The sequence below is a fragment of the Nocardia sp. JMUB6875 genome (assembly GCF_041154655.1).
In the GTDB taxonomy this organism is placed as follows: domain Bacteria; phylum Actinomycetota; class Actinomycetes; order Mycobacteriales; family Mycobacteriaceae; genus Nocardia.
This window is the reverse complement of the sequence record NZ_BAAFGR010000022.1, coordinates 1-14,137: the sequence shown is the minus strand read 5'-3', so window position 1 is coordinate 14,137 and position 14,137 is coordinate 1. Positions and strand designations below refer to the sequence as shown.

At 68.0% G+C, this 14,137-nt stretch carries 15 protein-coding genes; 4 read left to right on the top strand and 11 right to left on the bottom strand.

The window, feature by feature from the left end; translation table 11 throughout:
* Positions 1-13: 13 nt before the first annotated feature.
* The gene (locus ACAM49_RS08110) at positions 14-418 is read right to left on the bottom strand and encodes an AMP-binding protein (protein WP_369634822.1); all 405 of its coding nucleotides are present in this window, start codon (positions 416-418) and stop codon (positions 14-16) included.
* 165 nt (positions 419-583) lie between these two features.
* Complete coding sequence (locus ACAM49_RS08105) at positions 584-1,450, bottom strand: helix-turn-helix domain-containing protein (protein WP_369634821.1); 867 nt, start codon at positions 1,448-1,450, stop codon at positions 584-586.
* A 178-nt stretch (positions 1,451-1,628) separates the two neighbouring features.
* Between ACAM49_RS08105 and ACAM49_RS08100 the strand changes: the two genes are divergently transcribed.
* Positions 1,629-2,072 (top strand): DUF4254 domain-containing protein, encoded by a 444-nt coding sequence (locus tag ACAM49_RS08100; protein ID WP_369634820.1) that lies wholly within the window; start codon positions 1,629-1,631, stop codon positions 2,070-2,072.
* Between the two features lie 298 nt (positions 2,073-2,370).
* A complete protein-coding gene (locus tag ACAM49_RS08095; protein WP_369634819.1) occupies positions 2,371-2,748 on the top strand; it encodes a hypothetical protein in 378 nt (125 codons plus the stop codon).
* 77 nt (positions 2,749-2,825) lie between these two features.
* Here the strand turns inward: ACAM49_RS08095 and ACAM49_RS08090 are convergent, their stop codons facing one another.
* The 8 genes from ACAM49_RS08090 to ACAM49_RS08055 all read right to left on the bottom strand — a co-directional run bounded on the left by ACAM49_RS08090 (position 2,826) and on the right by ACAM49_RS08055 (position 11,227).
* Positions 2,826-3,461, bottom strand: a complete 636-nt coding sequence (locus ACAM49_RS08090; protein ID WP_369634818.1) for a LysE family translocator — start codon at positions 3,459-3,461, stop codon at positions 2,826-2,828.
* The gene (locus tag ACAM49_RS08085; protein ID WP_369634817.1) at positions 3,462-5,171 is read right to left on the bottom strand and encodes a hypothetical protein; all 1,710 of its coding nucleotides are present in this window, start codon (positions 5,169-5,171) and stop codon (positions 3,462-3,464) included. It abuts the gene before it with no gap.
* Positions 5,172-5,328: 157 nt separating this feature from the next.
* Complete coding sequence (locus ACAM49_RS08080) at positions 5,329-6,126, bottom strand: ABC transporter permease (protein WP_369634816.1); 798 nt, start codon at positions 6,124-6,126, stop codon at positions 5,329-5,331.
* A 2-nt stretch (positions 6,127-6,128) separates the two neighbouring features.
* Positions 6,129-7,022, bottom strand: coding sequence for a 2-aminoethylphosphonate ABC transporter permease subunit (locus ACAM49_RS08075; protein ID WP_369634815.1), 894 nt, complete (start codon positions 7,020-7,022; stop codon positions 6,129-6,131).
* Complete coding sequence (locus ACAM49_RS08070) at positions 7,019-8,200, bottom strand: ABC transporter ATP-binding protein (RefSeq protein WP_369634814.1); 1,182 nt, start codon at positions 8,198-8,200, stop codon at positions 7,019-7,021. Before ACAM49_RS08070 ends, ACAM49_RS08075 begins: the two co-directional genes overlap by 4 nt.
* 29 nt (positions 8,201-8,229) lie before the next feature.
* Positions 8,230-9,270: a 2-aminoethylphosphonate ABC transporter substrate-binding protein gene (locus ACAM49_RS08065; protein ID WP_369634857.1), complete on the bottom strand. Its 1,041-nt coding sequence runs from the start codon at positions 9,268-9,270 to the stop codon at positions 8,230-8,232.
* 126 nt (positions 9,271-9,396) lie between these two features.
* Positions 9,397-10,050, bottom strand: coding sequence for a phosphonatase-like hydrolase (locus tag ACAM49_RS08060; protein ID WP_369634856.1), 654 nt, complete (start codon positions 10,048-10,050; stop codon positions 9,397-9,399).
* A 61-nt stretch (positions 10,051-10,111) separates the two neighbouring features.
* Positions 10,112-11,227 carry a TIGR03364 family FAD-dependent oxidoreductase gene (locus ACAM49_RS08055; protein WP_369634813.1) on the bottom strand — a complete coding sequence of 372 codons (1,116 nt, stop codon included), beginning with the start codon at positions 11,225-11,227 and terminating at the stop codon, positions 10,112-10,114.
* A gap of 97 nt (positions 11,228-11,324) precedes the next feature.
* Here ACAM49_RS08055 and ACAM49_RS08050 point away from each other — a divergent pair, with 97 nt between their 5' ends.
* On the top strand, positions 11,325-12,062 hold the full coding sequence (locus ACAM49_RS08050) for a GntR family transcriptional regulator (RefSeq protein ID WP_369634812.1): 738 nt from the start codon (positions 11,325-11,327) through the stop codon (positions 12,060-12,062).
* 9 nt (positions 12,063-12,071) lie between these two features.
* Here the strand turns inward: ACAM49_RS08050 and ACAM49_RS08045 are convergent, their stop codons facing one another.
* On the bottom strand, positions 12,072-13,085 hold the full coding sequence (locus ACAM49_RS08045) for an LLM class flavin-dependent oxidoreductase (RefSeq protein ID WP_369634811.1): 1,014 nt from the start codon (positions 13,083-13,085) through the stop codon (positions 12,072-12,074).
* A 128-nt stretch (positions 13,086-13,213) separates the two neighbouring features.
* Between ACAM49_RS08045 and map the strand changes: the two genes are divergently transcribed.
* Positions 13,214-14,077: a type I methionyl aminopeptidase gene (map, locus tag ACAM49_RS08040; protein WP_369634810.1), complete on the top strand. Its 864-nt coding sequence runs from the start codon at positions 13,214-13,216 to the stop codon at positions 14,075-14,077.
* Positions 14,078-14,137: the final 60 nt, after the last annotated feature.

The following is a 14,137-nucleotide window of genomic DNA, read 5'->3' as shown; positions in this document are numbered from 1 at the left end:
GAGATTCGGCGGTTCAGGAAGCCTTCCGCGCCAGTTGCAGTTCCGCCTCGGTGAGCGGTGCGTCCGAGCCGGTGAGGTACTGCACCAGCGTGGACCGGTCATCGAGCACCAGCCAGCGGCTCGCGTCGGTGATCAGATCGCGCCCGGCCTTGGTGGTGATGCCGAAATCGGCACGCGCCAGGGTGGTTTCGGTGGTGAGCGGCACCGGCGTGGCCCCGGTCTTGACGATGGCCAGACGGGCCACCACAGCCTCGAGCTGCGGGGTCTCCGCGATCGCGATGCGGGCGCCGGGGTGGGCTCCGAGGCGCAGCAGCATGCGCGCCATGCGGTTGCTCCAGCGGTCCAGCTCCGCGTTCTTGAGTTCGCAGTCGGCGGCGGTCACCGCGATGGAGGCGGGCGATTCGACCGGCTTGCACATCGAACATCATCCTCTCGGAGGGGGCGGTAGCGGGGGTGTTCGGTATGTATCCACTCTCGCCGCCGCGCGCCGCGGTCGATAGCGACCACAGTGCTGCCGATTTCCGCTCCGAGGGTGCGGGTCCCTCCACCCTAGGGTGGGTGGAAGATCATCTGCCCGGCCCGATCATGATTTGTCCAGCTCCTCCATGGTTTGCTGGATCATGGTGATGGAGTCGCGCGGGCTCAGCGCCATGGCCCGTAACTGATCGAACATCACCCCGTAGCGCCGCACCTCCGGATGACCCTCGATGAGCTCGTCGCTCGCGATGCCCTCGACGTAAACCAGTTCGGGGTCAGCGGGATCCGGGAAGTCCAGCAGCGTGAACGAGCCCAGCATCCCCGGGTGCGCGCCGGCGTCGAAGGGCAGGATCTGCAGGATCACATTGCGCTTCTCGGTATGCCATAAGAGCTGGCTGAACTGCTGGCTCATCACCTCCGGGCCGCCCACCAGGCGGCGGATGACGGCCTCGTCCAGCACCACCCACAGCTCCAGCGGATCATCCTTGATCAGCACCTTGGAACGCTCCTGCCGAGCCCGGATGCGTTGCTCGATAACCTGATCCGACACCTTGGGCATGGTGGTCTGGTAGACCGCGTTGGCGTACGCCTCGGTCTGCAGCAGGCCGGGGACGTAGGTGGACTGGAAGAAGCGCGCCGAGAGCGCCTCCGCCTCGAAGTTGATGTATGCCCCGTAGACCTCGGAGACCGCGTCCTCGAAGGACCGTGCCATGCCGGGGCGGAGCGCGTCGACCAGCAACTGCAAGGCATCTGAACGCTGTGGCTCGCCGATGCCGTACAGATCCAGCATCGCGGTCAGGGTGCGGCGCTGTGGCCTGGCCTGAGCGGTCTCGATGCGGTAGAGCGTGGTCACGTTGATGCCGGTCTTGGCGCTGACCACCTCTTTGCTGAGCTGTGCGTTCTCGCGCATCTCGTGGAGCATCGCGGCGAGCCGCCGCAAACGGACGGTAAGCACGGTGCGCTTGCCTGCCATGACAACCCTTTCGCTTGGCGCACAAGCAAGAACGCATTCTTGCGTTCTTGCATTTGTAAGAGCATGATCCAGCTAGCCTATTCGTGTACAACCGATCCGATGACCGGTATAGCTGAATCCGGAGACCAATCATGTTGGTGCGATTAGTGATGCTGTCGGGTGTGTATGGGGAGTCGCGATGACCATGTCCATAGCGGGAGTCCTGCCAACCGCTCCGCAATTGCTCTGCGCCTTCCAGGGAAGGCGATTTCAAGATCGAGTTTTGTTGCGGTCGGCGCACGCTCTTGCCGAACTTCACGAACGTCGTGCCCAGGTGCGGGATCCCATGATGGTGAGTGAGATCGATTGTCGCCGCGGCGAACTCGTTGACGATATCAACGATTGGGTGGAACAGGAACTGCCACAACACCGCAACGGCGCCAGGCTGCACACCGAGAGTCTGGGCTCGGTCGTCGACCGCATGGCCCGGAGCTGGGTGGAGGCCAATCAGGTGATCGATCACGAGGGTGCGGCCAGTGATAACACCCATAAACACTGGTACCATCTTGCCGAACTGGTGGACGGTTACACTGATCTCGTAATCGACGTGGCCGGTGGCCGTCGCCGTTTACCAGAACAATGATTCCAAATGCATTGACACAATTAATGTATTGCTACCGAACCATTGATCGTCAGCGGTGACGTCAACCGAGTAGCGCTATCGGACCAATAGCTCGCTCGAACCGTAAGACGTCGCCCGCCCCAAGACGGCGGGCGCAACGGGGCGCCCCGCCCGGCGTGCCGCGTGGTCGACTGGCGCGGCACGCCCGCCCTGAAATTCTCGTGACTGCGGAGCGCTCGACAGTCATTCGCACGGTGTCTTTTTCGCACTCGTGCGGGTGTAATCGGCTTTTCACAATCCGAGGGGACGGAGTTCGTTCATGAACGCGGGCGAGGCCACGGCCACCGAGCTCTACCAGCGGGCCCTGGGTGGCTCGTTCCGCCTGGAAGTCGGCGCCGCGCGCAAGTGCGCCGCAAACTTCCTGCGGTTCGCAGACGCGCTGGACCCGCAGATCGCGCGCAGCCGCGATGCCCACACCCTCGCCGGCTTCGGCGAGTTCGACTCGGCCCATCAGCTCAGGCGCGGCTTCGAGCACAAGGCCGCCGACCTCACCGATGCGCTGACCGCCCTGCGGGATTCGGCCCTGGAAATGGCCGCCGCCTACCTGCTGGCGGCAGGTCTCATCGAGGCCACCGACGCCACCCACTCCCGCACCCTCTTGGCCGCAACCGCGGCCACCGAGACTTCGGGGTTCTGATCCCTCACCCGGAGAACAGTTGGGCCGGTACCTGAATCCCCAGGTGCCGGCCCAACTCTCGTCCGTGTCAGGTGATCTCAGCCATTCCCGCTGAACGCGACGGTCGTCCCGACCCCGATGATCATCGCCCCGCCGGTGGCCCCGATCGCCTCCACCCGCCGCGGCGACCGCGCGAACCACTGCCGCGCCGAGGCTGCGCCCACGGCCCACACGATATCCGAAAGCACCTGCAGCACAGGGAAAACCGCCCCGATCACCAGGAACTGCAGCGGCAGCCACCCCGCCTCCGGCACCGCGAACTGCGGCAGCACCGCCGCGAAGAACACCACCGTCTTCGGATTGGTCACCCCGACCAGGAACCCCTGCCGCAACACACGCCGCTCATCGGCGGCCGGAATCTCGGCCCGCAGCGCCTCGCTCAGCTTCCGCCGCTCCCGAATGGCATTGGCCCCCAGGAAGATCAAATACAGTGCACCGGCGATCTTCACCGCCAGGAACAGCATCGCCCACGCCATCAACAGCGCTCCCAGTCCCAGCGATGCCGCCACCAGGCACACCGTCGTCCCCATCCCCGTGCCCACCACCGACAGCACCGCCGCCCGCCGCCCCAGCACCAATGCCCTTCCCACCGAGAACATCACGTTCGGGCCGGGAATCACGATGATGATCATGGCGGCCACACCGAAGGCCACCATGTGCGACAGCGGAACCATTTAGCGCGGCTTCCAGTAGTTGTCCGGGCCGACGACCTGGATGCTCGTGTGAGCCGGGGCATCGAGGTTGGGTTCGAGGGCGGAATCCTTGGCCAGATTGATGTAGACGCCGTAGGACTCGTAGACGTAGCGGTACTGCTGGCGGCCCCAGCTGGAGTAGGTGGCGCCGAAGAGGGTGTCGTAATCGGCCTGGCAGACGCTGGAGCCGACGCCCTGGGTGGGGCACCAGACGTCCCAGGTCTGGTTGGCGCCCTTGAGACCGTTGTAGAGGTTCTCGGCCTCGGTGTTGGAGGGGAAGGCGAAGACCTCGACCGAGACCAGGATCTTGTCGTCCTGGCTGATGTAGGTGCCGGTCACCATCCCCTGGCACTTGTTGGTGTCCAGCGCGGTTTTCACGTTCTGCGACATATTGGTGGTGGTGCAGTCCTTGATGCCCGACGAGCGGCGGGTGAACAGCACGTTCTTGCTGTCGGTGAAGTTCTGCGGGAGCATCGCCTCCACCGTGAACGGCGTCTTGTCGGTGGCCTGCTGGTTGAGGGTGCTCTTGTCGAAGGCCGCGGTGGTGGTGGTCGGGGGCGCGGTGGTCGTGGTGGGCGGAACCGTGGTCGTGGTGGTCGTCTTGGCGGTGTCCTTGGAATCGCCGCGGGTGAGCACGACCGCGCCGACGCCGAGGGCGATGACCAGCACGACCAGCAGGACGCCGAGGATCACCTTCAGCGCGGTATTGGAGTCGCCCGATTGTGGTTGCGGCGCTTGGGAGTACACGAGCGGCTGCGGCTGGGACCAACTGGCCGGTGGGCCGGGGGCGGTGGACTGGCCGAACGCCACCGTGGGCAGGGCGGGCGCGCTGGCGGGGCGCTGACCGGTGAACCGATCCAGCACCGCCAGATGCTCGGAGAGGTAGTTCGCGCCGTCGGGGGTCAGGTAGGCCGCGCGCAGCGCGTCGCCCCATTCCGTCGCGGAAGGCCGTGCGTCCGGCCCGAATCCGCCATTGCCGAAGGCCCGGTCGAACAGGGCGCGAATCCGCGGATCCAGATCGGCGGGATACCCGCGCGTCGGCTGCCACGGCGCGCCGGGCCCGGCACCGGCATCGAGGAACAGGGTGCGGTACAGCAGCACCGCGAGGTCGTAACGGTCCTTGTAGCGGTCGTAGGCGGACTCGACCGGCTGCAGCCCGGAGGTGGTGTCGATGACATAGGCCAGCGGGACGGTCGCGTGCCAGAGCACGTTCTTGGCCGACAGATCGCCGTGCACCAGGTGCTGGTCCTCGAGCACCCGCACGATATCGCAGAGCCGAATGCTCAGTCCCGCCCGGAAATACGTCGCGACCTGCCCGGGTGCGCCGCTCCACAGCTGGTCCAGGGTGCGCGGCCGCCCGTCGGGCAGCAGGTAGTCCATGGGAATCAGCGGCAGGATGACACCGGCCAGCACCCCGTCGTGGACGATCAGGTCGATCGGCCAGTTGATGGCCTCGGCGGCATTGGCGGTGGATCCGCCCGCGTTGACCACCGTCTGCCGCCCGACGAGCATGGCCTGCCGGGCCCATTCGATCCCGTCCGGGCTGGTGACCGGCGTCCGGAACTGCTTGTAGAGCCGCTGCTGCCCGCGCGGATCCCGGCACAGGTACAGCACCGACCGGCTGCCCGCGGCGTAGAAGGGTTCGGCGTCCACGTCATAGGACTCACCCGACATACCTGCGACGAACACCATCGAACTTCCCCCGCCCGAACAGTAACTCCGACAAAGCCAGCAACTCCGACAACGCGGCCAGAATACCGGTCCAGGGTCCGCCACGCCCGGGCATGAACGCAAGACACCGCTGACCGTCCCCGCATTGCCGGTCAGCGGTGTGGTGCGGTGAATGCGCTCAACGCAGCGCCGCACGACCTTTCAAGCGACCCAGGATGACCAGGGCGATGAGGGTGACCAGCACCAGCAGGGTGGTGCTGGCGGCCGCGTCGAAGACCGCGCCGCGGTCGGTGGCGGCGAAAATGGTCACCGGCAGCGTCTTCCAGGTGGCCGGGTAGACCATGATCGTCGCGCCCAGTTCGCCCATGGACAGCGCGATGGCCAGACCCGCGGCCGCGCCCAGGGCTGGCAGCAGCAGCGGCAGCGTGATGCGCAGCAGCACCCGCACCGGTCCCGCGCCCAGCGATTCGGCGGCCTGCCGGTAGCCGGGATCGAGCCGGTCCAGCGCCGCGGAAACCCCGCTGAACGCATAGGCCAGCACCAGCACCGTATGGGCCAGGATCACAATCCATTTGGTGCCGCCCAGCAGCAGCGGGCGCTCGTTGAAGGTGATGAGCACGCCCAGGCCGATGGCCACCGACGGCACCGCCACCGGCACGTGGAACACCGCGTCGGTGATCCGCCGCAGCCAGCCCGGCGCCTCCCGCGAGGCCAGCGCCGCCCAGGTGCCCAGCACCAGCGAGAACAGCGCCGCCAGCAGCGCGGTCTGCAGGCTCACCGACAGGCTCGCGGACTCCTCGCCCGACAGCGCCCGATCGAAATTCGCGAAACCCAGCTGCGAGGGCAGCGGCCCGCTCCAGCGCCCGGCCAGCGCGGCGGCCACCACGGTCGCGATCGGGGCCACGAACACCACCGCGACCACGATCCCGAACACCGCGAGCACCGCGGCCCGCCCGCGTCGCGTCCACACCAGCATGATCAGCTCTCCTTCCGCGCACTGGTCAAGCGCGCGAACAGCATTCGGTATCCGAGATACAGCCCGAGCGACAGCAGCACCTGCACCGAGGCCAGCACCGCGGCGCCGGGCAGATCGAAGGTGACGATGCCGCGCGTGTAGATCAGCGCGGGCAGCGTGATGACGCCCTTGGCGCCGGTGAACAGCACGATGCCGAATTCGTTGAGCGTCAACAGCAGCGTGAGGCTGCCGCCCGCGGCGAGCGCGGGCCACGCCTCGGGCATGACCACCTGCCGCAGCACCCGCCACGGCGTCGCGCCCAGGCTCGACGCCACGTCCAGCTGCTCACGCGGCAACTGCGCGAACGCCGCCAGCAGCGGGCGCACCACGAACGGCGTGAAGAAGGTGACCTCGGCGAGGATCACACCCCACGGCGTGCTCAAGAAGTTCACCACCGGCTTGGTCCCGCCGGTGATCTGGTTGATGAACGCGTTGACCGCGCCCGCCGTCCCGTACAGGAACGTGAACGCCAGCGTCACAAGGAAAGACGGCAGCGTGAGCACCGAATCGATGAGCCGCCCCACCAGCTGCGACCCCGGAAACGGCACGAACGCCAGCACCACGGCCAGGAACGTCCCGAGCACCAGGCACCCCAGCGTCGAGCTGACCGCGATGGTCACGGTGCGCCACAGCGCATGCCGGAACGACTCCTCGGCCAGCACCTTCGACCAAGTCCCGACCCCTCGCCCGGACTTGGTCTTGGTCGACTCCAGCAGCACCCGCACGATCGGATACACCGCGATGAGCAGCACCACCAGCACCGGCGGCAGCGCCCACAGCATCGGCCGCCACGATCGGCCCGCCTCGCGCGCCTCGGGAGCCGCTGGCGCGGAAGAGGATTCGAGCAGCGCGGTCATGCCCGCACCTCGTCGTCCGCGGCGGCCGCGGTGCCGATGCCCGGCGGAATCAGCACACCGGCCGGATCGGGGAAGCGGATGCCGATGTGGTCGCCGGCGGCGATCTCGGTGTGGCCGAGGACATCCACCGCGAGTTCGGTGGGAATGCCGGTCACGTCGAGGTGCAGGCGGGTGGAGGCGCCCTTCCAGACGCTGGTGATCACGGTGGCGCGCAAGGCATCCCGGTCGGTCAGCGGGACGACCTGGACGGTGTGCGGGCGGACGCACAGCTGGGCGTCGGCGTTGGGCGCCCAGTCGGGGCGGCCGACACCCGGCGGGGGCGCGTCGGCGCGCAGGGTGTGCTCGCCGACGGTGACCAGCGCGGCGGTGCCGGAGACGTGCTTCACCTCGCAGGCAAGCAGATTCGCGCCGCCCAGGAAGGATGCGGTGAATTCGGTGGAGGGCTGCCGCCACAGGTTGCGGGCGGTGTCGATGTCGACCAGTCGCGCGTCGCGCATGACGGCGATCCGGTCGGCCAGCGCCAGCGCCTCGGCCTGGTCGTGGGTCACGTACAGCATCGCCGTGTCCGGCAACGCCTTTCGCAGCTGCTGCAGTTCCCCGAGCATGTTCTGGCGCAGCTGGGCGTCGAGTGCGGCCAGCGGCTCGTCGAGCAGCAGCACCTTGGGGCGGATGGCCAGCGCCCGCGCGATGGCGACGCGCTGCTGCTGCCCGCCCGACAGCTCGCGCGGCAGCCGCTGCGCGTAGGCCCCCATGCCGACCATCTCCAGGGCCTCGGTCACCCGGGCCCCGATCTCGCTGCGCGGCACACGATGTGCCTTGAGCCCGAAGGCCACATTGTCGCGCACCCGCATGTGCGGGAACAGCGCGTAGGACTGCACCACCACCCCGATCCCGCGCTTGGCGGGGGACAGGTCGGTGACGTCGCGCCCGGCCAGGCGCACCGTGCCCGAGGTGGGCCGGACGAATCCGGCCAGCGCCTTGAGCGCGGTGGACTTGCCGGAACCGCTGGGCCCCAGGAGCGCGACCGTTTCGCCCGCGGCGACGCGCAGGTTGAATTCGGCCAGTGCGACGGTGGTCTTCTTGCCGCGGCCGTAGGTGACCCCGACCCGGTCGAACACGATGGCCGGTTCGTCGGTGGACTCGGTGGCCACCGTGGATGTCGTCAACGCGGAGGACATGGTTGCTGCTCCTGGGGCTGAAGGGTGGACTAGCTGCCGGTGGCCTTCGAGTAGGCGGCGACGTCGGCGTCGAGGTCGTCGAGCACCTTGGTCCAATCCGGGTGCAGGATCTCGACGTTCTTCACCACCGAGGCCGGGGAGACGGCGCCGGGCGTGGTGGCCGGGACATTGGCGAGCTCGGTGCGGGCCGGGACGGCGAAGGCGTCCGGCAGGCTCTTCTGCGCGTCGGCCGAGAGCAGGAACTCCATCAGCTTCTTACCGGCGCTCGAATGCGGCGCGCCCTTGGCCAGGCCCATCAGGTACGGCAGCGCGACCGTCTTGGCCTTGCCGTCGGCGGTGGCGGGGAAGAAGACGTCGAACTTCGAACCCTTCTCCTTCACGGTGGCCAGGTTCATCTGCACGTCACCGTTGGCGACCAGGAGCTCGCCCTTGTCGACCTTGGCCTGCAGCTTGCCGGTCGAGGAGGACGGGCCGACATTGTTGGCCTGCAGCTTGGTCAGATAGTCCAGCGCGCCCTGCTTGCCCATCAGCTGCTGCAGCAGGATCAGCACCGCGGTGCCGTCACCGGCCTGGCCGGGGGTGGAGTACTGGATCTTGCCCTTGTAGTCGGGCTTGAGCAGGTCGTCCCAGGTGATGACCTTGGTGGCGTCGACCGAGGGGTTGGCGATGAAGCAGAGGTAGTTGCCCGCCAGGGTGACCCAGTTGCCCTTGGCGTCCTTGTCGGCCGGGGCGACGGCGGCGGTGTCGATGCCCGACGCCTGCAGCAGACCGGACTTGTCGGCCTTCTGCATGAACGGCGGCAGGGTCACCACCACGTCGGCCTGCGGGTTGGACTGTTCCTTCTCGACGCGGCTGACGACCTCGCCGGACCCGGCCTCGACCAGGTTGACCGCGATGCCGGTCTGGTCCTTGAACTTCGCGAACTGGGCCTTGTACCAGTCGCCGACGCCATCGGCGGAGTAGACGGTGACCGTCTTGTCGCCCGATTCGCCGCTGCCGGTGCCGCCGCAGGCGGTCAGGCTGAAGGCGACCGCGGTGGCGGAGGTCAGGATGAGAGCGGTACGGGCGATGGTGCGTGCGAGGCGGTTGTTCGAATTACGCACGGTGACTGCAACTTTCAGTTCAGGGGACGTGAGGCTAGAAGGGACGGGTGGGTACTCCGCCGCCCGGCGAGGCGCGCCGGGCGGCGGAATTCTCTAGCCGCGCTCGGCCAGCAGCAGCTGCGCGAACTCGGTCACCGAGGGCAGCACGTGGGTCGCGCCGGCGGCGCGCAGCTGCTCCTCGGTGTGCGCGCCGGTCAGCGTGCCCGCGACGATGCGCGCGCCCGCGGCCAGGCCGGTGGCGATATCGCTGGACGTATCGCCCAGCACGGCAACGCGATCCACGGCGTCGACCTCGAGCCGCAGCAGGGCGGTCAGCACCATGTCCGGGTAGGGGCGGCCGCGTCCGGCGTCGGATGGGACCAGGGCCAGGTCCGCGATGTCGTTCCAGCCCAGCGCGTTCAGCAGCTTGTCCTGGGTCTCGCGGCTGAACCCGGTGGTCAGCGCCACCTTGATGCCCGCCGCGCGCAGCGCCGAAATGGCCTCGGCGGCACCGGGAATCGGGGTGATCCCGGCCTGCTCCGCGAGCTCGGTGTAGGCGGCCTCGAAGGCGCGGTTGGCTTCCTGGGCGCGGTCCTCGTCGCCGAACAGGGTGCGGAAGCACCAGATCTTGGACTGGCCCATGGTGCGCTGCACGAACTCCCGGGCGTCCTCGCGCTCCTGCCCTTCGGCGGGAACGCCGACGGCGGTGATGGCCGCCTCGAACGCCTGCTCGACGAGTCCGTCATCGGCGACGGTGGTGCCGGCCATGTCCAGGACGGCGAGTTCGATCTGCTTGTCGGACACTGGGTTTCCTTTGCAGTTCAGGGGTTCAGAGGTGGAGGAGATCGGCGGTCTGCTCGCCGAGGGCGGGGCCGAGGGTCATGCCGCGACCGCCCGGGCCGGTGATCACCCAGACGCCCTCGGATGCCTGTGCGCGGGTGACGATCGCCCCCGGATCGATGGACTGGCTGTACACGCCCGCCCAGCGCCGCACCACCGGCGGCAGCTTGCGGCCCAGCAGCTCCTCCATCACGCCGGTGAGATGCTCGTAGGGTGCCTCGTCCACGTCGAAGGTGAACGGCTCGTCGTACTCGTGGGTGTCGCCGATGGTGAGCCCGCCGTGCAGGCGCTGCACGGCCAGCAGCTGCATCTTGTGCTGGGCGGCCGTGAACGGCTGCGCCTCTTCACGATTGAGCCGATCCAGCTCCGGGCCCGCGAAGGCCGGATAGTAGCGGAAGCTGTCGCCGTCGGCGATGGCGGTGGTGAGCGGTTCGCCCAGGGGAGCGGTCTGCATCATCTGCAGCCGCACCCGGCGCACCGGAATGTCGCCCACCAGTTCACGAGTCAGGCCGGTGTGCGCGGCGCCCGGGCAGACCAGGACCAGATCGCCCTCGTGGCGGCGGCCGCGATCATCGATCACGGTGGTGCCGGTGATGGCGCGCGCCTCGGTGCCGGAGAAGAAGCTGTAGCGCCCACTGGCCTCCATATAGCGGCGCAGCGCGGGCAGCGCCTGCCGGGATTCCACCGCTGCATCGGTCGAACAGTGCAGGCCCGCAAGGAATTTGCCGCGCAGCGCCGGGTTCAGCGCGCGGACGCGGTCCGGGTCGAGCAGTTCGAAGCCGCGTTCGGCGGCCGACGGGTTCGCCATGGCGGCCTCGGCCACCGCGAGCTCGTTCTCGGTGCGCACCAGGGTGATCGAGCCCGCGGGCCGGAAGCCCACGCCCGGCACCTTGCCGCCGATCTCCTCCCACAGCTGCCGGGACCGCAGCGTGAGTTCCAATTCGTTTGCGCTGCGGCCGGATACCCATACGAGTCCGAAGTTGCGCACGGTCGCGCCGCGCGCCTCCACCTCACGTTCGAGGTGGACTACTTCGTGGCCGCGTCCGATGGCGGCGAGTGCGTGGGCGGTGCCGAGGATCCCTCCGCCGATGATGACCAATCGCATGACCAACATCCTGGGCAATGGTCTAGACCTAGGAGTGTTACGTGTGGAAACGATAGGTTAATAATTGGTATAGACCAATCTTGTGTACGCTGGGGGCATGGATTCGAGGGAGGCCGCAGGGGTGGAAGACCAGCTGGCGCGCATGCCGAAGTCGTATCGCGTGCGGGCGGAATTGGAATCTCTGCTGACCGAACTCTCCGAGGGCGATCCGCTGCCCTCGGAACGCGAACTGGCCCTGCGCTGCGGCGTCGCCCGCGAAACCGTGCGCCAGGCCGTGCGAGAACTGCTGGTGGAGGGGCGGATTCGCCGACAGGGCCGCGGCACCGTGGTCTCGCACCCGAAGATGGTGCAGCCCTTGACACTTCGCTCCTACACCGAGGGCGCGCTCCAGTTCGGCCGCAAGCCGGGGCGGCTGCTCGTCGAGTGGACCGATGTGCCCGCCCAACCCGAGGTCGCCGCGGATCTGGCCGTCCCGCCCGGCACCATCGTCACCCATCTGGAGCGGGTGCTGCTCGCCGACGGCGAGCGCATCGGGCTGGAGAGCACCTGGATGCCGTTGCCGCGCTTCGCTTTTCTGCGCGAGTTCTACGACCCCACCACGTCGCTGTACGCCGCGACGCGCTCGCGGGGCGTGGTGTACTTCTCCGCCACCGAGCGGATCGAGACCATGCTGGCCTCTCCGCGCGAGGCCGCGCTGCTGGAATGCACCACGGCGCTGCCGATGCTGTTGCTGCACCGGCGCAGCGTGGATGCCGAGGGGGTGCCGATCGAACGCGTGCGGTCGCTGTACCGCGGCGACCGCATCGCGTTCCAGGCGAAGCTGACCGATTACTGAATCGGTCGATTACTTCAGCTGCGCGGCGACTTTCGTGCCCAGCAGCTCGATATTGCGCAGCACCTTCTCGTGCGGCAGCGTGCCGACGCTGGAGTGCAGCATGAACCGGTCCAGTCCGAGGGTGTCGCGGATATCGGCGATTTTGGACGCCACGTAGTCCGGCGTGCCCACGAACAGCGAACCGCTCTGCGAGCGCAGGGCATCGAACTGCTGCCGCGTCATCGGGCCCCAGCCGCGCTCGCGCCCGATCCTGGACATGGCCAGCGCGTAGGACGGGTAGAAGTCCTCGACCGCCGCCTTGTCGGTATCGGCGATGTAGCCGTGCGCGTGCACCGCCACCGGCTGCGGCTCGTGCCCGCCCTCGTCGAGGGCCCGGTGGTACAGATCCACCAGCGGCCGGAACCGCGCGGGCTGCCCGCCGATGATGGCGATGGCCAGCGGCAGGCCCAGAAGTCCCGCGCGCACAACGGATTCGGGGCTGCCGCCGACCGCGATCCACACCGGCAGCGGCCGGTTCTCGGTGCGCGGATAGACGATCGCGTCCTTCAGGGGCGCCCGGAACTTGCCCTCCCAGGTGACCGGCTCCTCCTCGCGCAGCTTCAGCAGCAGCGCCAGCTTCTCCTCGAAGAGCTCGTCGTAATCGCTGAGGTCGTAGCCGAACAGCGGGAACGACTCGATGAACGATCCACGCCCGGCCATCAATTCGGCCCGCCCGTTCGAGAGCCCGTCCAGGGTCGAGAAGTCCTGGAAGGTGCGCACCGGGTCGGCGGAGCTGAGCACGGTCACCGCGCTGGTGAGCTGGATCCGCTCGGTCCGCGACGCGATGGCGGCCAGCACCACGGCGGGTGAGGAGGCCGCGAAGTCCTTGCGGTGATGCTCACCCACGCCGTACACGTCCAGCCCGGCCGCCTCGGTGGCCACCGCCTCCTCGACCACCTGCCGCAGCCGCTCACCAGCGGTCGGGATCGGTCCGTCGCCACCGACCGGGTGCGTTTCCGCGAATGTCGTCAGTCCCAGTTCCACGGCCGCAGCCCCTCTCGAGTCTTGTTTCCAAGTCAACTAGGAGCTTAAACGGACCGCAGTCCGGAAAGATTCCCGCCAGCCCGGACCTGGGCATCTCACCATTCGGACCGGCAGATACTCTGGTAGCCATGTCTGTGCGTACCCGCAAGCCCCTCGTACCCGGCGTGCAGTCGCCTATTCGCGAGGTCCCCAAGAACATCGAGCGACCCGAATACGTCTGGAAGAAGACCGCCAACGAGGGACACGAGCCCTGGGTGCAGACGCCGGAGACCATCGAGAAGATGCGCATCGCCGGCAAGATCGCCGCGCAGGCCCTGGAAGAGGCCGGTAAGGCCGTCGCGCCGGGCGTGACGACCGACGAGCTGGACCGGATCGCGCACGAGTACATGCTCGATCACGGCGCGTACCCGTCGACGCTGGGCTACAAGGGATTTCCCAAGTCCTGCTGCACCTCGCTGAACGAGGTGATCTGCCACGGGATTCCGGACTCGACGGTCATCGAGGACGGCGACATCGTGAACATCGACGTGACCGCCTACATCGACGGCGTGCACGGCGACACCAACAAGACCTTCCTCGCCGGTGATGTGGACGAGGAGGTGCGGCTGCTGGTCGAGCGCACCGAGGAAGCCACCATGCGGGCCATCAAGGCGGTCAAGCCGGGGCGCGCGCTCAATGTCATCGGCCGCGTGATCGAGGCCTACGCCAACCGCTTCGGCTACGGCGTGGTCCGCGACTTCACCGGCCACGGCGTCGGACCCACCTTCCACTCGGGCCTGGTCATCCTGCATTACGACCAGCCGGCCGTGGAGTCGGTCATCGAGCCGGGCATGACCTTCACCATCGAGCCCATGATCAATCTGGGCGGCATCGACTACGAGATCTGGGACGACGGCTGGACCGTGGTCACCAAGGACCGCAAGTGGACGGCCCAGTTCGAGCACACCCTCGTCGTGACCGACGAAGGTGCCGAGATCCTCACGCTGCCGTGAAAATCGCCATGCCCCAGCGGGGCGTCACCACGCGCGGCATCGGCTCCCGCGGTCCCCGCC